Origin of the sequence: Leisingera sp. ANG-M1 (genome assembly GCF_000813745.1) — a bacterium.
GTDB lineage: Bacteria > Pseudomonadota > Alphaproteobacteria > Rhodobacterales > Rhodobacteraceae > Leisingera.
In genome coordinates this window covers 66,615-86,486 of sequence record NZ_JWLC01000027.1, presented here as the reverse complement: position 1 = coordinate 86,486, position 19,872 = coordinate 66,615, and the positions used below count along the sequence as shown (strand labels likewise).

Annotated in this window: 22 protein-coding genes and 1 tRNA gene; 10 read left to right on the top strand and 13 right to left on the bottom strand. The window is 62.9% G+C overall.

Features of this window, described 5'->3' with window-relative positions:
- Window positions 1–52: 52 nt before the first annotated feature.
- On the bottom strand, window positions 53–1,069 hold the full coding sequence (gene cobT, locus RA19_RS22210) for a nicotinate-nucleotide--dimethylbenzimidazole phosphoribosyltransferase (protein WP_039167072.1): 1,017 nt from the start codon (window positions 1,067–1,069) through the stop codon (window positions 53–55).
- A gap of 100 nt (window positions 1,070–1,169) precedes the next feature.
- Here cobT and RA19_RS22205 point away from each other — a divergent pair, with 100 nt between their 5' ends.
- Entirely contained in the window at window positions 1,170–1,928 is a 759-nt protein-coding gene (locus RA19_RS22205; RefSeq protein ID WP_039167069.1) for an adenosylcobinamide-GDP ribazoletransferase, read from the top strand.
- A 70-nt stretch (window positions 1,929–1,998) separates the two neighbouring features.
- Here RA19_RS22205 and RA19_RS22200 read toward each other — a convergent pair whose 3' ends face one another.
- From RA19_RS22200 to RA19_RS22180, 5 genes are all read right to left on the bottom strand, one after another.
- Window positions 1,999–2,508, bottom strand: a complete 510-nt coding sequence (locus RA19_RS22200; protein ID WP_019294694.1) for a CarD family transcriptional regulator — start codon at window positions 2,506–2,508, stop codon at window positions 1,999–2,001.
- Window positions 2,509–2,809: 301 nt separating this feature from the next.
- The gene (fdxA, locus tag RA19_RS22195) at window positions 2,810–3,148 is read right to left on the bottom strand and encodes a ferredoxin FdxA (RefSeq protein WP_039129428.1); all 339 of its coding nucleotides are present in this window, start codon (window positions 3,146–3,148) and stop codon (window positions 2,810–2,812) included.
- Window positions 3,149–3,211: 63 nt separating this feature from the next.
- On the bottom strand, window positions 3,212–3,586 hold the full coding sequence (locus RA19_RS22190; protein WP_039167066.1) for an RNA-binding S4 domain-containing protein: 375 nt from the start codon (window positions 3,584–3,586) through the stop codon (window positions 3,212–3,214).
- 7 nt (window positions 3,587–3,593) lie between these two features.
- Window positions 3,594–6,494 (bottom strand): helicase-related protein, encoded by a 2,901-nt coding sequence (locus RA19_RS22185; protein ID WP_039167064.1) that lies wholly within the window; start codon window positions 6,492–6,494, stop codon window positions 3,594–3,596.
- Window positions 6,495–6,520: 26 nt separating this feature from the next.
- Window positions 6,521–7,087, bottom strand: coding sequence for a tetratricopeptide repeat protein (locus tag RA19_RS22180; protein ID WP_039167061.1), 567 nt, complete (start codon window positions 7,085–7,087; stop codon window positions 6,521–6,523).
- Window positions 7,088–7,188: 101 nt separating this feature from the next.
- Between RA19_RS22180 and RA19_RS22175 the strand changes: the two genes are divergently transcribed.
- From RA19_RS22175 to RA19_RS22155, 5 genes are all read left to right on the top strand, one after another.
- Window positions 7,189–7,479, top strand: coding sequence for an SCP2 sterol-binding domain-containing protein (locus tag RA19_RS22175; RefSeq protein ID WP_039167058.1), 291 nt, complete (start codon window positions 7,189–7,191; stop codon window positions 7,477–7,479).
- On the top strand, window positions 7,479–8,441 hold the full coding sequence (locus tag RA19_RS22170) for an alpha/beta hydrolase (RefSeq protein WP_039167056.1): 963 nt from the start codon (window positions 7,479–7,481) through the stop codon (window positions 8,439–8,441). The genes RA19_RS22175 and RA19_RS22170 overlap by 1 nt, the downstream gene beginning before the upstream one ends.
- A 157-nt stretch (window positions 8,442–8,598) precedes the next feature.
- Window positions 8,599–10,419 (top strand): M3 family oligoendopeptidase, encoded by a 1,821-nt coding sequence (locus tag RA19_RS22165; RefSeq protein WP_039167053.1) that lies wholly within the window; start codon window positions 8,599–8,601, stop codon window positions 10,417–10,419.
- Entirely contained in the window at window positions 10,419–10,925 is a 507-nt protein-coding gene (locus tag RA19_RS22160; RefSeq protein ID WP_052261986.1) for a GNAT family N-acetyltransferase, read from the top strand. Before RA19_RS22165 ends, RA19_RS22160 begins: the two co-directional genes overlap by 1 nt.
- 35 nt (window positions 10,926–10,960) lie before the next feature.
- Window positions 10,961–11,383: a hypothetical protein gene (locus tag RA19_RS22155; RefSeq protein WP_039167050.1), complete on the top strand. Its 423-nt coding sequence runs from the start codon at window positions 10,961–10,963 to the stop codon at window positions 11,381–11,383.
- A gap of 115 nt (window positions 11,384–11,498) precedes the next feature.
- Here the strand turns inward: RA19_RS22155 and RA19_RS22150 are convergent, their stop codons facing one another.
- From RA19_RS22150 to RA19_RS22135, 4 genes are all read right to left on the bottom strand, one after another.
- Entirely contained in the window at window positions 11,499–12,620 is a 1,122-nt protein-coding gene (locus tag RA19_RS22150; RefSeq protein WP_039167048.1) for a serine/threonine protein kinase, read from the bottom strand.
- A gap of 216 nt (window positions 12,621–12,836) precedes the next feature.
- Window positions 12,837–13,106 carry a DksA/TraR family C4-type zinc finger protein gene (locus RA19_RS22145; RefSeq protein ID WP_039167044.1) on the bottom strand — a complete coding sequence of 90 codons (270 nt, stop codon included), beginning with the start codon at window positions 13,104–13,106 and terminating at the stop codon, window positions 12,837–12,839.
- A gap of 532 nt (window positions 13,107–13,638) precedes the next feature.
- Window positions 13,639–14,535: an RNA polymerase sigma factor RpoH gene (rpoH, locus tag RA19_RS22140; protein ID WP_039167040.1), complete on the bottom strand. Its 897-nt coding sequence runs from the start codon at window positions 14,533–14,535 to the stop codon at window positions 13,639–13,641.
- Window positions 14,536–14,695: 160 nt separating this feature from the next.
- Window positions 14,696–15,721 (bottom strand): RluA family pseudouridine synthase, encoded by a 1,026-nt coding sequence (locus tag RA19_RS22135; protein ID WP_039167037.1) that lies wholly within the window; start codon window positions 15,719–15,721, stop codon window positions 14,696–14,698.
- On the opposite strand from RA19_RS22135, the gene RA19_RS22130 reads away from it, so the two are divergent.
- A complete protein-coding gene (locus RA19_RS22130; RefSeq protein ID WP_039167033.1) occupies window positions 15,720–16,025 on the top strand; it encodes a DUF6476 family protein in 306 nt (101 codons plus the stop codon). The two genes, RA19_RS22135 and RA19_RS22130, sit on opposite strands and share 2 nt — an antisense overlap.
- Window positions 16,026–16,034: 9 nt before the next feature.
- Here RA19_RS22130 and RA19_RS22125 read toward each other — a convergent pair whose 3' ends face one another.
- Window positions 16,035–16,565 (bottom strand): hypothetical protein, encoded by a 531-nt coding sequence (locus RA19_RS22125; RefSeq protein WP_241479124.1) that lies wholly within the window; start codon window positions 16,563–16,565, stop codon window positions 16,035–16,037.
- A gap of 207 nt (window positions 16,566–16,772) precedes the next feature.
- Between RA19_RS22125 and RA19_RS22120 the strand changes: the two genes are divergently transcribed.
- The gene (locus tag RA19_RS22120; RefSeq protein ID WP_039167028.1) at window positions 16,773–17,132 is read left to right on the top strand and encodes a hypothetical protein; all 360 of its coding nucleotides are present in this window, start codon (window positions 16,773–16,775) and stop codon (window positions 17,130–17,132) included.
- 115 nt (window positions 17,133–17,247) lie between these two features.
- Here RA19_RS22120 and RA19_RS22115 read toward each other — a convergent pair.
- A tRNA-His gene (locus RA19_RS22115) sits at window positions 17,248–17,324 on the bottom strand.
- A 186-nt stretch (window positions 17,325–17,510) separates the two neighbouring features.
- Window positions 17,511–18,008, bottom strand: coding sequence for a GNAT family N-acetyltransferase (locus RA19_RS22110; RefSeq protein WP_039167026.1), 498 nt, complete (start codon window positions 18,006–18,008; stop codon window positions 17,511–17,513).
- Between the two features lie 88 nt (window positions 18,009–18,096).
- Here RA19_RS22110 and RA19_RS22105 point away from each other — a divergent pair, with 88 nt between their 5' ends.
- Together RA19_RS22105 and RA19_RS22100 are read left to right on the top strand one after the other, a co-directional pair.
- Window positions 18,097–18,282 (top strand): DUF6324 family protein, encoded by a 186-nt coding sequence (locus RA19_RS22105; protein WP_039167023.1) that lies wholly within the window; start codon window positions 18,097–18,099, stop codon window positions 18,280–18,282.
- Between the two features lie 125 nt (window positions 18,283–18,407).
- Window positions 18,408–19,832: a hypothetical protein gene (locus tag RA19_RS22100; protein WP_039167019.1), complete on the top strand. Its 1,425-nt coding sequence runs from the start codon at window positions 18,408–18,410 to the stop codon at window positions 19,830–19,832.
- The last annotated feature ends 40 nt before the right edge of the window (window positions 19,833–19,872 follow it).

Below are 19,872 nucleotides of genomic sequence, written 5' to 3'. Positions count from 1 at the left end.
AGCCCCGGCACCAGCCGGGGCTTTTCAGTTTCAAGTCCGGCGTCGCCACCCCCTAGCCGTCGGTGACCCCTGCTTCGGCGAAAGTGGCCATCCCGCTGTGGCAGGCAACAGCGCCTTTCAGCACCTGAATTGCCAATGCCGCGCCGGATGCCTCGCCCAGCCGCAGTCCAAGGGACAGCAAAGGAGCCTTGCCCAGTTTTTCCAGCAGCGCGGGATGCGCCCCTTCAGCGCTTTGATGGCCTGCCACGGTGTGGTCCAGTGCGCCATCCGCAGTTTTTTCAAGACACGCCGCCGCCGCGCAGCAGATGAAACCATCGAGGATCACCGGAATGTGCAGGATCCGCGCAGCGGCGATGGCGCCCGCCATGGCCGCGATTTCACGCCCGCCCAGGCAGGCCAGTGCGTCCAGGCCGTCTTTGATTGCCGCGTGGTGCAGTGCAATGCCCTCGGCCACCACCCGGGTCTTATTGGCCAGGCCTGCGTCATCAACGCCGGTGCCCCGGCCAGTCCAATCCGCCGCTTCGCCGCCAAACAGAGCACAGGCCAGGGCCGCCGCGGGGGTGGTGTTGCCGATCCCCATCTCGCCGACCACCAGCAGGTCGGCGCTGGGATCAACGGCATTCCAGCCTGCCTGCAGCGCCGCCAGCAGCTCCTCCCCGCTCATTGCGGGGGCTTGGGTGAAATCGGCGGTTGGCCGGTCCAGCTCCAGCGCGTGCACATCCATACGGGCACCGGCGAGCCGGGCCAGCTGGTTGATCGCAGCGCCGCCGTGTTCAAAATTGATCACCATCTGTGCCGTCACTTCCGCCGGAAAGGCCGAGACCCCCTGCGCCGTCACCCCGTGGTTGCCAGCAAAGACAATCACTTGCGGCGCTGTGATCTCCGGCCGGTCAGTGCCGCGCCAGCCCCCGTACCAGACGGCCAGATCCTCCAGCCGTCCCAGCGCGCCTGGCGGCTTGGTCAGCTGGGTGTTGCGCGCGGCGGCGCCATCCACTGCCGCCTGGTCCTGCGCAGGTGCGCCTGCCAGTGCGGCGCGGAAATCATCAAGAGAGGAAAGCTGTGGCAGCATTGTATTGCCTCGTTGCATCTGAGTGGGTGACGCGGATAAAGCGGTTCCAGACTGTTTAACCGCTGGCCGAAACGCCGCAAGCCCTCCAATAGGCCCGCAGATGCGAAAAAACGACATTCAGGCAAAAGACATGGCTCTGGCGCTGGTGCTGCTGACCCGGCTGCCGCTGCCGCATCTGCCAGCTGACGCTTTCCAGCGTCAAGCCAAGGCGGTTTGGGCGTTCCCGCTGGCCGGGCTGGCGGTCAGCCTGCCTGCAGCGCTGCTGGCGGCACTGGCCCTCGCTGCTGGACTGCCTGCCATGGTGGCCGCAGGGCTCGCCCTTGCAGTTCAGGTGATGCTGACCGGCGCGATGCATGAGGACGGGCTTGCCGATACTGCAGACGGGCTTTGGGGCGGCTTCACCCGCGAGCGGCGGCTGGAGATCATGAAGGACAGCCGCATTGGCGCCTATGGGGTGATCGCGCTAATCCTGGGATTTGGCCTGCGCTGGAGCGCCCTAGCCGCCTTGCTCCAGGTTGCGGGCCCTTGGGTGTTGCTGCCGCTGGCCATGCTGAGCCGCGCAGTGATGCCCGCGCTGATGGCCGCTCTGCCCAATGCGCGCGCGGCAGGGCTGTCGCAGACCGTCGGCCGCCCCCGCGCCCTGCCCTGCCTGCTGGCTGCCCTCCTTGCAATTGGTTTGTCACTGCCGGTGATCGGCGCTGCCGCACTTGCCACTGCGCTGGCCATAGGCGCCGCAGCGGCGGGCCTTGGCGTGCTGGCCAAAGCCAAAATCGGCGGCCAGACCGGTGATATCCTTGGCGCAGCGCAGCAAACGGCGGAGATTGCCGGGCTGCTCACCCTCCTCGCCATCTGCGGCTGAGCCGGGCCCGGGCACAGAAAAAGGCCGCCCCTTCACAGGAACGGCCTTCAAATTCAGCGATCCGGTCGGATCAGGCAGCGCGAGAAGTCAGCACTTCGTCCACCTGCTTGGCAGCGGCGATTTCGTCGTTGCCGGAAACGGCGGCCACTTCGCGGGTCAGACGCTCCAGCGCAGCTTCATAAAGCTGGCGCTCGGAATAGCTTTGCTCGCGCTGATCATCGGTGCGGTGCAGATCGCGCACCACTTCGGCGATCGAGATCAGGTCGCCGGAGTTTATCTTCTGCTCATACTCCTGGGCGCGACGCGACCACATGGCGCGCTTCACCTTGGCTTTGCCCTTGAGCGTCTTCATCGCCTGGGCAATCACGTCCGGCGAGCTCAGGGAGCGCATCCCCACTTCGGTGGCCTTATTGGTCGGCACCCGCAGGGTCATCTTGTCCTTTTCGAAGGTGATCACGAACAGCTCCAGCGCAAAGCCAGCCACTTCCTGCTCCTCGATCGAGATGATCTGGCCAACGCCATGCGCCGGGTAGACCACGTAATCATTGGGGCGGAATTCGAGCTTCTTCGACTTGGTCATACAGGTTCTTCCTCACTCATCAGCCGGGCGGATCCGGCGTTTTTGGCGAAAAAACGCCCGGTTCCGGTCAGTGTATCGTGACCAGCCCCCAGGACATTATCTCCGCAGAAATACCGCCCATGACACGCACTGCTCAAGGCGTGCGCCGGGGGCGGACTCCGATTGTTTATGTCTATTGTCCGTTAAGCATACCATAAAAAAGGGCCGCCCGAAAGGCGGCCTGCTGGCAAGGGTTCGTAAAAACCCCTGAGAATACGGCGGTTCTCCGCACAAATACGGCATTGCCGCGTGATCGAGAGAATCAGCCGCCTTCGCCGGGCGCTTCCGAGAAATACTTCTCCAGCTTGCCCTCTTCGCCGTCGCGCTCCTCGTAACCCGGCATCGGATCCTTCTTGGAGACGATGACAGGCCACAGCTCGGCGTACTTGCGGTTGAACTCAACCCACTTGTCCATGTCCGGCTCAGTGTCCGGACGGATTGCGTCCGCCGGGCATTCCGGTTCGCAGACACCGCAGTCGATGCATTCATCGGGGTGGATCACCAGGGTGTTCTCGCCCTCATAGAAGCAGTCCACCGGGCATACCTCGACACAGTCGGTGTATTTGCAGGCGATGCAGTTTTCCGTCACCACATAGGTCATTGTACCGAGTCCCGTCTTGCGTTTGGCGCCTAGCTAATCCAGTCGGGCGAACTCTTCAAGCCGTCAAAGGGTATCTTGGCTGCGCTTAAGATCAAGCGCCCTGCGGGCTTTTTTGTCCGGACGGCCTTTTCCCTCGAATTTCGGATTGGCAGGAACATTTTCCTGCTTTTTCGTCATATCGAAGTACAGCCCCTGCGCTTCCGGCGCCGGGCCGCGGCGCTCGCCGATGGCCTCGACCCGCACCACGCGGATCACTTTGCCTTGAGCGAAGGTCAGAACGTCGCCGGGGGTGACGTTCTGAGCCGGTTTCAGAGCCTTGGTGCCGTTGAGGCGCACATGGCCCGCACTGACCTGTTTGGCGGCCAGGCTGCGGGTTTTGAAAAACCGCGCATGCCACAGCCACTTGTCGATGCGGATCTTGGGCGCCGCCTCAGTCATGGCCGGGTCAGTCGCCCTGTTTCAGCCCCATCAGCGCAGCGGCAAAGGGGTTGTCCGGGTCGATCTGCTTTTCCTTCTTGGGCGGGCGCGAGGAATAGGTCTTGGCACCCTGGTCCTGGCGGGGACCGCCCTTGCGGCCCGGCTTGCCGCGGCCGCCCTCGCGGTCGCCGCCCTTGGCGCCGCGCGGCTTGCCCTTGCCTGCCGGTTTGCCATCGCCCTGCGGACGGCGGTTCTGCTGGCGCTGGCCGCCGCCCTGGCGTCCGCCGCGGTTGCCGCCCCAGGTGAAGGTGTAGAAGACTTCCACCTCCGGCTCCGCATCGGCGGGTGCTTCGGCTTTGGCCTCTGCAGCCGCTTCCGCAGGTGCTTCTTCAGCAGGTGCCTCCGCCGGTGCTTCTGCAGCAGCTTCCGCGGCAGGTGCTTCAGCCGCAGCCTCTTCCGCCGCAGGTGCTTCTGCAGCAGCCTCTTCTGCTGCAGGTGCTTCCTCAGCGGCAGCCTCGGCAGGCTTTGCTTCCGGCTCAGCCGCAACCGGCTTCACCTTCTCGCGCTCGCCCTTCTCGGCCTTGTAGCCCAGGCCCTGCATCAGATCGGCAAACTGCTCCAGCGTCATGCCTGTGATCGACAGCATGTCGGCCTTGGCTTCAAAGCCGCCGCGGCTGTCTTCGGCGCGCAGCATGTCAGCCAGACGCTCCAGCATGTCGATGCGGATCATCCGCTCGCCAGCCGCGCGGTAACCGGACATGGTGTCATAACCCTCGGGCGCGTCCTTGATCGACGGTACGGTGACCAGGCCCGGAGGCGGCGCCTCGGGGAAATCCTGCAGACCGTTGGCCAGCGACCACAGCACTAGGCGCAGACGGGTCGGCGCGGGCTTCAGCAAGAGCGGCATAAAGATGGTGAACTGGCCGAACCGGATGCCATGCTTGCGCAGCGCGCCGCGGGCATCCTGGTCCAGGTCCTTGACTTCCTGCATAACACCTGCGCGCGGCAGCACGCCCAGGTTTTCGACCATACGGAAGGCAAAACCGCGGGCCAGGCCCGACAGCTCTTCGTCCTTCTGCAAGTTCAAGAGCGGCTCGAACAGCGCGTTGATCTTGCGGGTGATGAAATGCAGCAGGCGGCGTTCGACCTTCTGGGCAACGTCCGGGCCTGCGGCGTCATCCACAAACACCTCGATCTGCGGGTTCAGCGCATCAGCGCCGGCAACCAGCTTGCCCACGGCATGCTCGCCCCACATTAGGCCGCCCTGCTCGGTAAAATCGATCTCGGTATCGGGCGCGTTGTAGAACCGGTCCGCACGCAGATGGAATTGCGGTGCCAAAGCCTGCAGCGAGGCCGCCTTGAGGGCCTTCGCCTCGGTGCCTTGCGCGCTCTTGTCCGGGCTGAACCGGAACCCCTCGAGACGGCCGACGAATTCTCCTTCGACCGTCACTTCACCCTTGTCATTCACTTCGGCCAAAAGGGCCTCCTTCTGTTTGAGCCGGCGCAGCAGCACAGACGTGCGCCGGTCCACAAATCTCTGAGTCAAACGCTCGTGCAGAGCATCCGACAGCCTGTCTTCTACAGCGCGCGTCTCCCCGCGCCAATGGCTTTCGTCACGAAGCCATCCATTCCTTTGCGCGACATATGTCCACGTGCGGATAAATGCCAATCTTTTCGACAATGTGTCGAGGTTGCCGTCGGTGCGGTCAATTCGCTTGATCTGGCGAGCCATCCAGTCGTCCGGCACCACGCCGCCACCGTGCAAATGCTCGAAAATCACCCCCAGAAGCGAGGCATGCTCAGCGTGGGAGATGCCGCGGAAATCGGGGATCCGGCAAACATCCCACAACAGCTTTACCGATTGCGCATTGGTGGTGCGCGAGATAATGCCAGATTCGCGTGACAGCATTTTCAGCGCGCCGAGGTCATCCGCCTCGCGTGCCTTGATCAGGTTCTCGTTCGAGGGGCTTGATTCGAGCGAATGAATCAGCGCCTCCACCGTGCCGAACTGCAGGTCGGCCGAGCGCCAGTTCAGCTTCTTCAGCGGCGTGAACTGATGGTTCATGATCGCCGAGGCGGTGCCCTCGTCCAGCGGTCTGGCATCGCCGGTGACTCCGAAGGTGCCGTGGCTCATCCCCCTGCCAGCACGGCCTGCGATCTGCGCCAGCTCATTGGGTGCCAGATCGCGCATCCGGCGACCGTCGAACTTGCGCGTCGAGGAAAACGCGACGTGGTCGATGTCCAGGTTCAGCCCCATGCCGATGGCGTCAGTGGCCACCAGGTAATCGACTTCGCCGTTCTGATAGAGTTCCACCTGCGCATTGCGGGTACGCGGGCTGAGCGCCCCCATCACTACCGCTGCACCGCCCTTTTGGCGGCGGATCAGCTCGGCAATTGCATAGACATTATCAACCGAAAATCCGACGATTGCGGTGCGTGGCGGCATCCTGCTTATCTTTTTCGAACCCGCATAGGCCAAATCGGACATCCGCTCGCGGCGCACGAATTCGACACCTGGTACCAAAGCGGAAATCGGCCCGCGCATGGTGTCGGCGCCTAGGAACAGGGTCTCGGAAGTGCCCCGGGCACGCAGCAGACGGTCGGTGAAGACATGGCCGCGTTCCGGATCGGCACAAAGCTGGATTTCATCGATGGCCAGGAAGTCGCAGCCCATGCCCTCCGGCATCGCCTCGACCGTGCAGATCCAGTATTGCGCCCGTGGCGGTACGATCCGCTCTTCGCCGGTGACAAGCGCCACCACCGAGGGACCGCGGGCGGCCACCACCTTATCGTAGACCTCGCGCGCCAGAAGGCGCAGGGGAAAGCCCATCACCCCGGTGCGGTAGCCCAGCATCCGTTCGATGGCGTAATGGGTTTTGCCGGTATTTGTCGGGCCCAGAACGGCCACGATCCGCGATGCGCTTGCCATAATTTCCGCCCCGCCCCGGTGGGGCCTTACAGTTCCTTGCCCTCAGCCAAGGGCTTCAATCGTTCGAGGGCGCTGCTTACTTCCTCATGGTGCGGATGTATAGCCTTGGCACGCTGGTAGGCCTGGTAGGCCCGTTCAGGGTTCCGGAACTGCTCCCACAGCACGCCCAGCGCATAGATGGCGTTGTAGTCATTCGGGTTCAAGGCCAAGGCCCGTTCCAGGTCGGCAACGGACGGGCCATAGAGCCCCATTGCGAAATAGGTGCGTGCACGCTCATACCAGCCACGGGCAAAATCCGGTGCGTGATCGGTCAGCGCGGTCAGATGCTCCGCTGCGGCCTGCAAGTCGCCACGCTCCATCGCGTCGGTCCCGCGGCGCAAGAGCAGATCCATCGAAGGCGAGCCGCTCTTGGCCCACAGCGCCTGCAGCTCGCGGTCAATCGCCGCAGCCTCGGACGCCTCCGACAGGGCCAGGTCCTGCAACAGGGTCTCAGCAGACAAAACTTGCGCAAAAACCTGCCCGGGCAGGGAAAACATGACTGTGGCCGCCGTTGCCGCCACGATAGCTTTGAGCTTTGGGTGATTTGCCATCATGATGCCCCCAGTGTAATCCCGCGCGCTGCATTTTCCAGTATTGGCTGCAGATAATTCACAGCTTTGTGCTATAAGCGCGCAAAACCGATTGAGGACCTGATATGAGCGATATTCTGGCACAAGCCGCCGAGGCGCTGGGGGCAAAACTGGACGCAGGCGCGTTTGATGCCTCGGCAAAATTCGAAATTGAAGGCCTGGGCGCCATTGTTCTGGACGCTGACGGCGTGCGGGTCAGCGACGAGGACGCCGATGTTACGCTGAAGGCGGACGCTGATACTTTCCAATCGATCCTTGAAGGCGATCTGAACCCGACTTCTGCCTTCATGTCCGGCAAACTGTCGGTGGATGGCGACATGGGCACCGCGATGAAGCTCGCGTCGGTCCTGGCCTGATGGACGGCGCCCTGGCCGAACTGCAGCCTGCGCCGCTGTTTGCGGATATTGCGCAAGGCCCGGCCGGCGGGGCGGCCCATTGGATACATGCATCAGACGGCCTGCGCCTGCGCGCGGGCCACTGGCGCCCGGAGGGGGAGGCCAAGGGCACGGTCCTGCTCTTCCCCGGGCGTACCGAATACATCGAAAAATACGGGCCTGCGGCAGATGAATTTGCCGCCCGCGGCTGTGCCACTCTTACCGTTGACTGGCGCGGCCAGGGTCTGGCGGACCGGATGCTGGACGAGCGCCGGCTGGGCCACGTGGAAGAGTTCACCGATTTCCAGAAGGACGTTGAAACAGTAACCCGGCTGGCCGGGCAGCTGGATCTGCCCAAACCCTGGTTCCTGGTCGGCCATTCCATGGGCGGCGCCATCGGCCTGCGTGCGGCAATGCAGGGGCTGGACGTCAAGGCCTGCTGCTTCACCGGTCCGATGTGGGGCATCCAAATCCCGGCCTTGCTGCGCCCCTTTGCCACTTTCCTTGGCAGTATCGCCCCCTACTTGCGGCTGGACGAACTGCTGCTGCCCACCACTTCGCTGGAGCAATACGTTCAAATCACCCCCTTTGAAGGCAACACGCTGACCACTGACCCGGACATGTACCGGATGATGCACGCACAGCTGGCTGCACAGCCGGATCTGGCGCTTGGCGGGCCGACCATTCAGTGGCTGCGCGTCAGCCTGCAGGAATGCGCCTGGCTGGCCGGCCAGCCCTCGCCTGCCCTGCCCTGCATCACCTTCCTTGGCTCTGATGAGCAGATCGTGAACACGGATGCCATCCACGACCGCATGGAGCGCTGGCCCGGTGGCGAGCTGGACATCATCAAGGGCGGCCAGCACGAGGTGATGATGGAAACCCCGGAAATCCGTGCCCATGTATTCTCCCGCATGTGTGCCCTGTTCGAACAGCACTGCGGCTAAGCCCCGTTGCCGCCAGCCGCGCGGTGGCTTTACCCGCCCCTTACCAATTTCCGTTAAACTCCCGCTGATCTTCTTTTGATCAGCCTCCCTCTGCTTGTGATCCCGCAAGGCGCCGCTTAGGTATTGGGTCAAAGCATTTCTCATGACAGGAGCCCCCATGTTCCAGCTTCCCTTCCCCGTCCGCGACGCAAACGCCTCTGCCGGTTCCGATGGTCTTGGCAATCTGCCGGAATGGGACCTCAGCGATCTTTATGCGTCTGAGGACGCCCCCGAACTGGCCCGCGATCTGGACTGGCTCGAGCAGGAATGCGCCGCATTTGCCGCCGACTATGAAGGCAAGCTGGCGGACCTGGACGCAGACGGCCTGCTGGAATGCGTGCAACGCAACGAGAAGATCAACAACATCGCGGGCCGGGTGATGTCCTTTGCCGGCCTGCGCTACTACCAGCTGACCACCGATGCGGACCGCGCCGCCTTCCTGTCCAACTGCCAGGAGAAGGTGACCATCGCCACCACCCCGCTGGTGTTCTTCACGCTGGAGCTGAACCGGATCGAAGACGACGCCATGCAGGCGCATCTGGCCGCCAATGCGGAACTGGCGCGCTATGACAGCGTGTTCCGCCGCATCCGCGCGATGAAGCCTTACCAGCTGTCCGATGAGCTGGAGAAATTCATGCATGACCTCGGCATCGTCGGCGACGCCTGGGAAAAGCTGTTTGACGAGACCATCGCAGGCCTCACCTTTACCGTCGGCGGTGAAGAGCTGAACATCGAAGGCACCCTGAACCTGCTGACCGAGCAAGACCGCAGCAAACGCGAGGCCGCAGCACGCGAGCTGGCGCGGGTGTTTGCCGAGAACATCAAGACCTTTGCCCGCGTCCACAACACGCAAGCAAAGGAAAAGGAAATCATCGACCGCTGGCGCGGCATGCCCAGCGCCCAGACGGGCCGCCACCTCTCGAACGACGTCGAGCCCGAGGTTGTCGAGGCGCTGCGCGAAGCCGTGGTTGCCGCCTACCCCAAGCTCTCCCACCGCTATTACGAGCTGAAGCGCAAATGGCTGGGGCTGGATGTAATGCAGGTCTGGGACCGCAACGCGCCGCTGCCGCTGGAAGACACCTCAGTGGTCAGCTGGGCAGACGCGGAAAAGACAGTGATGGATGCCTATAACGCCTTTGATCTCCGCATGGGCGAGATTGCGGCGCCGTTCTTCTCCGACGGCTGGATCGACGCAGGCGTGAAGCCCGGCAAGGCGCCCGGCGCCTTTGCCCATCCGACCGTCACCAACGTGCACCCCTATGTGATGCTCAACTACCTGGGCAAGCCGCGCGACGTAATGACCCTGGCACACGAACTGGGCCATGGCGTCCACCAGGTGCTGGCGGCCGAACAGGGCGAGATGCTCTCCTCCACCCCGCTGACCCTGGCAGAAACCGCGTCGGTCTTCGGCGAAATGCTGACCTTCCGCAAGATGCTCGACAACGCCGAGACCCAGGAGCAGCGCAAGGTGCTCTTGGCGGGCAAGGTTGAGGACATGATCAACACGGTGGTGCGCCAGATCGCCTTTTACGACTTCGAATGCAAACTGCACGCCGCCCGCTCCGAGGGCGAGCTGACTCCGGATGACATCAACGTCATCTGGATGTCGGTGCAGGCGGAAAGCCTGGGCGAAGCCTTTGACTACATGGAAGGCTACGAAACCTTCTGGGCCTATATCCCCCACTTCGTGCACTCGCCCTTCTATGTCTACGCCTATGCCTTCGGCGACGGGCTGGTGAACGCGCTCTACTCGGTCTACGCCGAGGGCGGCGAGGGCTTCGAGGACAAGTATTTCGAGATGCTGAAAGCAGGCGGCTCAAAGCACCACAAGGAGCTGCTGGCGCCCTTTGGCCTCGATGCCTCCGACCCCAAGTTCTGGGACAAGGGCCTCAGCATGATCTCCGGCTTCATTGACGAGCTGGAAGCCATGGAGGACTGATGCGCCTCAGCCTGCGCCCGGTTGCCCGCAGCGAGTTTGATCTGGTCTCCCATATCCAGGTGGAGCCGGATCAGGTCCGCTACTCTGGCACTGTGGCGCAGGCGTTTGACGAAGACGAGGACGGCGTGGATTTTCACGCCATTCTCGACGGTCCCCGCGCGGTGGGCTTTTTCAAGATCGACCGGCTGTACTACGAGACCTACCGCTTTGCCGAAGCGGACGAACTGGGCCTGCGCGCCTTCATGATCAGCCGCGAGCACCAGGGCCAAGGCCATGCAACAGCCGCCGTGAAAGCGCTTAAGACTTATCTGCCTGCCCGCTACCCGGGCCGCAATGCGGTTGTGCTGACGGTTAACATGCAGAACCTCGGCGCTCTGCGTTGCTACCGCAGGGGCGGGTTTGCAGACACCGGCGGCATCCATCCGCACGGCATCGCCGGACCGCAATACATTCTGCGGATGGAATTACCGCCACATCTCAAATTTGAAAATCACAGAGCTAACTGATTGAAAAGGGAGACAACCCCTTGCGCCTACTTCAGATGCACATTGCAATTTTCTTTGCAGCAATTTCCGCGGAACCGCTAATGGCTGGCGGCATTGAAGGATCATGGGACTGCAAAGTTGGCAGCGCAGTAAAGACAACCATCACCTACAAAAGCGACGGAACCTTCACCTCCCGCTTTGCAGGCGATGGGATCAGACAAGGCGTGCGAGTCAAGTCCACAGGACAAGCCTCTGGGACATGGGTGCTTGCCCAGGGCAGCCTAACCGAACACACCAGCCACGCCGAATTGGCAGAATTTGAGGTAGAGGGGACTGAAAGAATGGGCTCACACGAGGCTAAGGCGTTTCTGGCTGATCTCATTGGGCAAACCAACGTTTCCGATGTATTGAAACTGAATAAAAAGCGTCTCTTGCTTCGCGATGCCCGCAACCGTGTTCATTGCAAACGAATGCAGTAGTAAAACTTTTGTTCCTTGGGCGATTGGTTTGGGCGATTGGTAGATTTCACGCCGCTCTAACCGCGTAACAGCCACCCGCAAAGCGCGGGTGGCTGTATCATATCGCCCCAAGAGCTTACTGATGCGGGAAGTAATCCTCGCAGTCGCCGTCGCGGTAAACATCCGCGGTGCAGCAGTGCAAGCCGCCGCCGAAGGCATAGGCGTCGCGCAGCTCGACCTCGACCACTTCCATACCCAGCTTGTCCATCTGTTCGGCCTGATAGACCTCGGACTTCTCGACGCAGACAGTCTTGGGATCCAGCACCAGCACGTTCATCGACAGCCAGGTCGAGGAATAGCACAGCGGCGGCGGGGTGTTGTGGGCGGGCTGCGCCGCGTCGACGATGTCCCAGCCGTTCTTGTTGAACATTTCCCGCTGCTCCTCCGGCAGGCGGCGCTGCGGGTTGTTCAGGATCAGCCCCGGGCGCAGCGGGGTGAAGGTGGCGTCGATGTGGATCGGGTACGGGTCGCCGGGGAAGTTCACCGTGTGCACCCGGTGCTCCGGGAAGTGGCGGCGCAGCCACTCAATGCCCTTGAGATTGGTGGTGAACCCATGCTGCACCACCAGGTCCTTGCCAAAGCGCAGCACGTCGGCGGCATCGAACAAAGGCTCCTCCTCGGTGGTGACAAAGAATTTCTCCGCCGCCCACTCCAGACGCTTGGCCTCGCCGATCTTGTCGCTCAGGTAATCCGGGTGGTAATCCGCGTCCGTGAGGCGCGGCTTGGGTGCGGCCTCGTGGCGGAAGTTCGGATCTTCCTCCCAGTACTGCTTCAAGAGCGGCCGGTAGTTCAGGTACTCAAACCAGCGGCAGCGGTAGGACATGGTGGCTTCCAGCATCTCATGGCCGACGGTCAGCAGCACATCGCGCGGCGGCATGCAGCCGAACTGGCTGTCGGTGTGGAAGTCCGGGGTGGTGACGGGCTGCGAATGGTCGATCGACACCGGACGGTCCACCCGGATGCCGCGGCCGCGCAGCTGATCGGCAAAATTGTCCAAGAGCTCATTGGCGCGGTCGATGGTTTCCTGCGGGCGGCGGCCCCATTGGCCCCGCATGTCGCTGTCTTCCGGCACTTTGGCATCCAGTGCGGGCTCTTCCGGCGGGATGTGGCAGTCATCGGCGCGGCCCACAATCACATGGCGCAGCGTGTCCCATTCATTCCAGCTTTTGACTTCGGTTTTTCCCGGCGACCAGGCCATGGATGCCTCCTTGATTTCAGGGAGACAAGGCGGGGCCTTCAATCTCCCGATTGAAAGTCCCGGCGTACAGGAGCGTGAGTATTGGGCGAGAGCAAACCGCTCTCCGGCGACGCCATCGCCTCGTGAGCCCTGTTCGCGATATAGCACCGGCACGCGGCGCGGGGAAGCTGTTTCAGCGGCCCCGCCCTGCGGCACAGGGCGCCCCCCACCGGCGGCCTATTTCAGCTGGCTGTCCTTGGAGCCGCGCCGGTTGATGCCGCCGCGCATCTGGTGGGCGCCATCGCGTTCCTGCTGGCACTCGATGCAGAGCTTGACGCCGGGAAGGGCGATGCGGCGTTTTTCCGGAATCGGCTCCTCGCATTCGGCGCAATGGGTGAGGCTTTCGCCCACCGGGCGTTTCTGCGCCTTCATCCGCGCAAGCTCGTCATTGATCGAGGCTTCGATCTGCTCATTCACCGCGCCGTCCTGCGCCCAGCCGCCTGCCATGGCTCCTCCTCCTATACCAGAGAGATGAATCTAAGCGCGGGGACGGGCCCTGGCCAGCCCTGCGCCGCGGCAATTTCCGAGTAAATCTATCAACTATTTGATTTTATTGCATTTTCCATTGACCCGCACCGGCAGATCACCTAAACAGAATACAGAAATTGCAAGCAAGCCAGAATCACCAGGCCGCAAGCAGCCAGCGCTCCAGCCATCCTTCGGGACAGCCAGACAGCAAGCTCCGCCAGCAACCAGAGTGATTTTAGCCAGCCACGCCTAAGTGACCGTGCCAGCATTTCTGCCAGCCCCTATCCCGCGACGCACCCAGCCTATGTGCCAGGCCCGCGCCAGACAGGTGTCCCGCCAGCATCCGCCAGCCTTTCAAGTCAGCAAATCTGACCCATTGTTTCGCACGCGAAACAAATGGTCTGGGCCACTGCCGTAAAGCCAGCATCATTGCCCGCACCCCCGGCAGCTCTCACGCACAAAAAAAAGGCGGTGCAATGCACCGCCTTTGCTCTGCCAGACTGCGCGGGGATCAGGCGCCGGTCAGCATGCCTTTTTCCATCGCCAGCTCGCGCATCTTTTTCTGCAGCTTTTCGAACGCCCGCACCTCAATCTGGCGGATGCGTTCGCGGCTGACATTGTACTGCGTGCTCAGCTCTTCCAAGGTCACCGCCTGGTCCATCAGGCGGCGCTGGGTCAGGATGTCCTTCTCGCGGTCGTTCAGCACGTCCAGCGCGGCGGTCAGCAGCTCGCGTCGGGCCTCGAGCTCATCCCGGGCCTCGTAATCGCCAGCCTGGTCGGCATCTTCATCCTCCAGCCAGTCCTGCCACTGCATGGTGCCTTCGCCTTCGGAACCAACCGTGGCGTTCAGCGAAGCATCGCCGCCCGACATGCGGCGGTTCATCGAGATCACCTCGTCCTCGGTCACGCCAAGGTCAGTGGCGATCCGCGCGACGTTCTCGGGACGCAGATCGCCCTCCTCCAGCGCGCCGATGCGGGCCTTGGCCTTGCGCAGGTTGAAGAACAGTTTCTTTTGCGCCGAAGTGGTGCCAAGCTTCACCAGCGACCAGGACCGCAGGATGTACTCCTGGATCGAGGCGCGGATCCACCACATGGCGTAGGTTGCCAGGCGGAAGCCCTTTTCCGGATCAAAGCGTTTCACCGCCTGCATCAGGCCGACGTTGGCCTCGGAGATCACTTCGGCCTGCGGCAATCCATAGCCGCGGTAACCCATGGCGATTTTGGCCGCGAGACGCAGATGCGAGGTCACCATCTTGTGAGCAGAATTTGCGTCCTGCTCCTCAACCCAGCGCTTGGCCAGCATGTATTCCTCTTCCGGCTCCAAGAGCGGAAACTTGCGGATTTCCTGCAGGTACCGGTTCAGGCCGCCTTCGGGCGTCGGGGCAGGCAGGTTTGCATAATTCGCCATTTAAAGTGTCCCTCCCAAATGTATAAGGACTTAACATCAGCGCATATGGGTTAGCGCTAAATCCTTTTCAAGGACCGCTTAAAGAATTCTTCTATGTTATCCGGACGCAGACTGTCTGTGAATTGCATCACAAGGCAGAACACGCTTATTTGCTGGTAATTTACTGGCGCAAAGCCGCCAGCAAATCCGCCATATCCTGCGGCAGCGGCGCCTCGAACCGCAGGCTTTCGCCGCAGACCGGGTGCTCGAAACCCAGCACGGCCGCATGCAGCGCCTGACGCGGAAACGCGCGCACCGCCGCCTGCGCTTCTTCGCTCAGCGCCTTGGCGGGCAGCTTGCGGCGGCCGCCATAGGTGGGGTCGCCCACCAGGCTGTGGCCGGCGTGGGCCATATGAACCCGGATCTGATGGGTGCGGCCGGTTTCCAGCCAGCATTCGATCAGTGCCGCGCAGGCCGGGTTGCCGAAGCCCTCGCAGATACGGGCGCGGGTCACCGCGTGGCGGCCGCCCTGAAACAGCACCGCCTGCTTCTGCCGGTCGGTTTTGTGCCGCGCCAGCTGGGTGGTGAGCTTCAGGATATTGCCCGGTTCGAAACTGGCGCCCTTCACGCCGCGCAGGCGCGGATCGTTGCCATCCGGTACGCCATAGCAGACGGCCTGATAATAACGCTCAACTGTGTGTTTTTCGAACTGCGCCGCCAGCCCTTGGTGGGCAGCGTCCGATTTGGCCACCACGAGGAGGCCGCTGGTTTCCTTGTCGATCCGATGCACGATGCCGGGACGCTTGACGCCGCCCACACCTGACAGATTGCCGCCGAAATGGTGCAGCAGCGCATTCACCAAGGTGCCCGAGGGCGAGCCAGGCGCCGGATGCACCACCATGCCAGCAGGCTTGTTAATGACGATCAGATCATTGTCCTCAAACACGATCTCCAGCGGGATGTCCTCGGGGCCGATGTGGCTGTCTTCGGCCTCCTCCACATCGATTGCAATCTGCGCGCCCTCTTCCACCCGCGCCTTGGCGTCCTGCACCACGGCGCCGTCGACCGTCAGCGCGCCCTCCTCGATCAGCCGGGCCAGCCGGGTGCGCGACAGCGACGCCTCCTCTGGCACATCGCGCGAAACCGCTTTATCAAGCCGCTTAGGCGGGTTTTCCGCGATGACAAACTCAATCCGGCGGCTGCCCATGACTGATCCTTCCGAGACCGAAATCCAACAGGAACCGCCGCAGATCCGGTTCCTGCGGCGGCTTGTGACCACGCTGACCGTGGTGATGATTGGCGGGCTTGTAGTGATTATCTCACTGCTTGTCATCCGCTTGCAGGCCAGCGAAACACCGTTGCCCGCGGAAATCGCCCTGCCCGAGGGCGTGAAGGCCGAGGCGGTCACCCTCGGAAGCGACTGGATTGCGGTGGTCAGCCAGGACAACCGCATCCTGATCTTCGACCGCGGGACCGGAGACCTGCGGCAGGAAGTACAGATCAAGGACTGAATGCCAGGCTCAGGACCGCAGCAGCACCTTGTTGGAGTCGATCGCTGCCGCGATCTGGGCGTATTGGTTCTGCCGCGCCTGCGCCTGTTCGGAACTGCGCAGCAAAACCGTGGCAGCGTCCTCCAGAATTCGTGCAGCCTGCAAGTTCACCTCTGCCTGAGCCGCGGCGCTGACCGGAGTGAGCGGCCGGGTCGTCCGTTCTGCCGGATTCGCCGTGCTGGCGACCGTGACCCGGCGCCGGTCCGGATCGCGGTTCTGGCGGGCCAGCCGCTTCAGCCTGTCAGAGGTGTCCTTCAGCACCCCGCGCACCTCGTCATAATCGGTTCCTTGCGGAATGCCCGCCGCTGCGTTTTCCAGCCGCTCGGACAGGCAATCCACCTGCAAGGCCGAATCACCTGTGGAACGGCAGAATGCCTTGGCTGCCGCCAAAGTGCCCAGCAGCTCCGCCAGGAAGGCCGCTGAACCGAATTCACCAGCAGGCACCACCACCGTATAGACAATCGACCCAGGCGCCTGCGCCGAAGCTGGTACAGCCGCCATTCCCAGGCAAGAAATGCCTGCACTCAAGCCCTTAAACATCATTTTGAACATTTCATCACCCCCCGCGGCAAACCGCCGGCGCCCCGGATTCCCGCGGCAAGATTGCGCGGTATCTTGCCCGAACAGGCTTTTTGGAACACGCTCTGTTGCCCGGCGCTCAGCCGCTAACTAATCTTAACACGTTCCTAATCATAAGGTCGTTTATTCATGCATACCAGTGCCTTGCGGGCATTTGCCCTGACCATTCCATTTGCGGTTGCCGGGCAGGCGGTACTCGCACAGACAGCAAACCCGGCGTTGGACGAAGCCAAACGGCGGCTGGCCTGCGGGGCCGGCGTCCCGATTGCCGCAAGCTACTTGCCAGACGGCTCTCTGCAGGTGACCTGCCAGGCTCCCGGCGCCGAAGCTGTTGCCCAGGCCGGAACCGCAAGCCTGCCCGAAACCGGGCTATCCGCGGGTGCCACCGCGGCAGCGGTTACCGGCGCGCTGTTCCTTGTTGTTGTTGCCAATGACGACGACGGCTCGGGCACGACCACGACGACCACAACAACCGGCACATCGGACTAAAATCTGGCCGCTTGGCCCCTGCCGTTGCGGATAAGCCTGCCCGGCAGGACACCGGCCGACGCCGCAACAGCACTGCTCAATCGGTTCCGGCAGGTCATTTTTTTCGGAGAGAGGATGGTACCGCCTCCCCGGCTTGAACGGGGGACCTCTGGATCCACAATCCAGCGCTCTAACCAACTGAGCTAAGGCGGCACTGAGGGGGCATTTATAGCACGTCCCGGAGGCGCGCAAGAGGTTTTTTTACGTTTCCGTCACAGAATTCCAATGCCCCGTTTGTCCGGCCGCAAAACCCCGCCCGCGCCCGGGTCTGGGCCGGAAAGTTATCCACAAGCTTTTGCAATCACGCCCAAATTCCGCAAAAGCCTGCGTGCCCGGAAGTCACCCGGCATCGGTCACGAACGACAGCAGCCAGGTTTGCTCCACCAGATCCTGGCCGAAGCTGTGAACCGGGCGGCTTCCAGCCAGCTGCCAGCCAAAAGCCTGGTAAAGCGCGCAAGCAGTGCGGTGGCTTTCATGGGTCTTCAGCATCATGCCGCTGTAGCCTGCCGCGCGGGCAAACCCCATGCATTCGCGCAGCAGCCGCTTGCCCAGCCCCTGGCCGCGCGCCTTGGGTGTCAGCAGAAACAGCCGCAGCTGAGCGGTATCCGCATCCTTTTTCATGCAAAAGACCGACCCCAGCCGCGCGCCGCCGCTTTCTGCGATCCAGCCGCATTCGCGGGCTGGGTCATGACCGGCGCAAAAACTGTGCAGAATATCGGCAACCAGCGGGCCGAAGCTGCCGTCAAAACCAGCCTCGCGCGCATAGAGGTCCTGGTGGCGGGCCACCAGCCACTGCATGTCGCTCGGCGCGAATCGGCGCAGGATCACATCTGTCATACCCCAGTGTAGCGCAATCCCGGCTTGCCTTTCAGCCGGCGGCGGGCTAGCACCGGCTGCAATCCGCTGACCGGCTTGGGAGTGCAAAATGGGGATCAATACCGAACGCGATGTCGAGGCAAACCTGCAAATCGGCCCGACCGACCAGGGCATGGTGCGGATTTTCATCGAGGCCGGCGGCGTGGAGATCCCAATGGACTTCGACCCGGAAGAGGCCGAAGAGATCGCAGATGAGATCCGCGCTGCAGCCCAGGCCGCCCGCAGCATCAAGTGAGGCTGCACCGCTGAAAATGCGCGCCACTGTTTAGGCGAATTTTCAGAACTGCAATTTTACATATTATATCAATCTAAAGCCCCGGGGCTCACCCTTGCACTCGACCAGTTTGTGGAGTGAGTAAGATGGTGAGCCCGATCGGCAGTGCAGCAAATCCCTTTTTCTATTCGGCACAGCTGAGTGCCGTGACCAGCGGCGCCAGCGCCTCTCTGAATGGCATCAACCCGGCCCTCGGCCTGTCTGCGGATGAGCTTCAGAAAGAGGCTGATGCCCTGCATGGCGGGCACGGCCGCAGGGGCCGCGAGGGCTTGCCGCCTGCGGCACATGGCTGGGAAAAGCCGCAGGTGCAAAAAGCACTGGTCAAGCTTGGCGGTGCCCCGGCAGAAGCCGCGCCGGAGCCCGTCCAGGATGAACCGGAACCGGCGCCTGGGGGAATGACGCTGAAAGAACAGGCCGCGGCACTGGCAGAGGAGGGTCTGCAGCCTGCCGCTCTGCCCCCGGCCGAAATCACCCCGGCCAGCGCAGCCAGCCCCGAAGCCTCCTATTACGAAAAGCGCATTTACGAGATGGCCAAGGCGCTCACGGCGCTGGCGTCTCTGCCCTGGCCGCAGAATTCGGTAGCGTTGATCCTGATCACAGGCCTGCCGGGCGGAGCAGCGGAGGCTGAACCGCAGGCGGCACCGGCGCCTGACCTGTCCGGTGATGATACGATAGAGCAGCGCGCCGATGTGATCCGCGGGATTGCAACCGGGGACGGCGCCGATGCGGTGGCTTTGGAAGGGCGCATTGTGCGGGGCATCCACACCGACCTCGATACCGGCCGCCCGGCCGGGCGGGACCGCGCCGAAGGCGGGTGGCGTCAGGGGCAGGAGCCATATGCCAATGCAGATTCGCTCTCGATCCGCGCCCGCCATGCCCGCAATATCAGCACCGGCGGCGGCGATGACGCCATTGCCATTCAGGCCGGCTCCCTGAGCGGGCTGCGGGCCGGGAACGGCGACGACAGCATCGCGGTAGCAGCAACCCTGGTGTCGCGCATCAAGAGCGGCGCCGGCGATGACCGGATTTCGGTTGCCGCGCAGCGGGCCCTGCGCGGGCAGCATGAGGGCCCCGCTGCCCCGTATGATCCGGACGCATCCGCCGCACAGAAAATGCGCCAGGCGCTCAGCGGTTATGCCCAGGTGGATGGCGGTTCCGGCAATGACCTGATTGAGCTGCAGGTGGGCGAAACCCTGGCCGCACGCGGCGGCACCGGCGATGATCGCTTCACTCTGAGGGGCGGCACCGTGGCGCTGCAGTACAGCGATGGCGACGGCAACGACACGGTAGAGCTGTCGGGTGGCGCCAATGCCATGGTGCAGCTCAAGGACATGGGCGCCACGGCCTACAGCATGACCCGCGACGGCGACACTCTGACGCTGGCATTTGACACTGGCGGCAGCATAACCTTCACCAATGTCTCGCAAGGCGGGGCGATCGGTGTGGCCACGGATGTGGACGCCCCGATTGCACTGCTGCATCAGCCGCCAGCGGTGAATGCCACCGCCTGAACAGTTCACCTGCCGCAGCGCGCCGCCAGGTGCGCTGCCG

What these genes read in the sequence shown, in the direction of transcription:
- cobT (WP_039167072.1), bottom strand. Translation starts at nt 1,069, where the DNA reads ATGCTGCCACAGCTTTCCTCTCTTGATGATTTCCGCGCCGCACTGGCA.
- RA19_RS22205 (WP_039167069.1), top strand. Translation starts at nt 1,170, where the DNA reads ATGCGAAAAAACGACATTCAGGCAAAAGACATGGCTCTGGCGCTGGTG.
- RA19_RS22200 (WP_019294694.1), bottom strand. Translation starts at nt 2,508, where the DNA reads ATGACCAAGTCGAAGAAGCTCGAATTCCGCCCCAATGATTACGTGGTC.
- fdxA (WP_039129428.1), bottom strand. Translation starts at nt 3,148, where the DNA reads ATGACCTATGTGGTGACGGAAAACTGCATCGCCTGCAAATACACCGAC.
- RA19_RS22190 (WP_039167066.1), bottom strand. Translation starts at nt 3,586, where the DNA reads ATGACTGAGGCGGCGCCCAAGATCCGCATCGACAAGTGGCTGTGGCAT.
- RA19_RS22185 (WP_039167064.1), bottom strand. Translation starts at nt 6,494, where the DNA reads ATGGCAAGCGCATCGCGGATCGTGGCCGTTCTGGGCCCGACAAATACC.
- RA19_RS22180 (WP_039167061.1), bottom strand. Translation starts at nt 7,087, where the DNA reads ATGATGGCAAATCACCCAAAGCTCAAAGCTATCGTGGCGGCAACGGCG.
- RA19_RS22175 (WP_039167058.1), top strand. Translation starts at nt 7,189, where the DNA reads ATGAGCGATATTCTGGCACAAGCCGCCGAGGCGCTGGGGGCAAAACTG.
- RA19_RS22170 (WP_039167056.1), top strand. Translation starts at nt 7,479, where the DNA reads ATGGACGGCGCCCTGGCCGAACTGCAGCCTGCGCCGCTGTTTGCGGAT.
- RA19_RS22165 (WP_039167053.1), top strand. Translation starts at nt 8,599, where the DNA reads ATGTTCCAGCTTCCCTTCCCCGTCCGCGACGCAAACGCCTCTGCCGGT.
- RA19_RS22160 (WP_052261986.1), top strand. Translation starts at nt 10,419, where the DNA reads ATGCGCCTCAGCCTGCGCCCGGTTGCCCGCAGCGAGTTTGATCTGGTC.
- RA19_RS22155 (WP_039167050.1), top strand. Translation starts at nt 10,961, where the DNA reads ATGCACATTGCAATTTTCTTTGCAGCAATTTCCGCGGAACCGCTAATG.
- RA19_RS22150 (WP_039167048.1), bottom strand. Translation starts at nt 12,620, where the DNA reads ATGGCCTGGTCGCCGGGAAAAACCGAAGTCAAAAGCTGGAATGAATGG.
- RA19_RS22145 (WP_039167044.1), bottom strand. Translation starts at nt 13,106, where the DNA reads ATGGCAGGCGGCTGGGCGCAGGACGGCGCGGTGAATGAGCAGATCGAA.
- rpoH (WP_039167040.1), bottom strand. Translation starts at nt 14,535, where the DNA reads ATGGCGAATTATGCAAACCTGCCTGCCCCGACGCCCGAAGGCGGCCTG.
- RA19_RS22130 (WP_039167033.1), top strand. Translation starts at nt 15,720, where the DNA reads ATGACTGATCCTTCCGAGACCGAAATCCAACAGGAACCGCCGCAGATC.
- RA19_RS22135 (WP_039167037.1), bottom strand. Translation starts at nt 15,721, where the DNA reads ATGGGCAGCCGCCGGATTGAGTTTGTCATCGCGGAAAACCCGCCTAAG.
- RA19_RS22125 (WP_241479124.1), bottom strand. Translation starts at nt 16,565, where the DNA reads ATGGCGGCTGTACCAGCTTCGGCGCAGGCGCCTGGGTCGATTGTCTAT.
- RA19_RS22120 (WP_039167028.1), top strand. Translation starts at nt 16,773, where the DNA reads ATGCATACCAGTGCCTTGCGGGCATTTGCCCTGACCATTCCATTTGCG.
- RA19_RS22110 (WP_039167026.1), bottom strand. Translation starts at nt 18,008, where the DNA reads ATGACAGATGTGATCCTGCGCCGATTCGCGCCGAGCGACATGCAGTGG.
- RA19_RS22105 (WP_039167023.1), top strand. Translation starts at nt 18,097, where the DNA reads ATGGGGATCAATACCGAACGCGATGTCGAGGCAAACCTGCAAATCGGC.
- RA19_RS22100 (WP_039167019.1), top strand. Translation starts at nt 18,408, where the DNA reads ATGGTGAGCCCGATCGGCAGTGCAGCAAATCCCTTTTTCTATTCGGCA.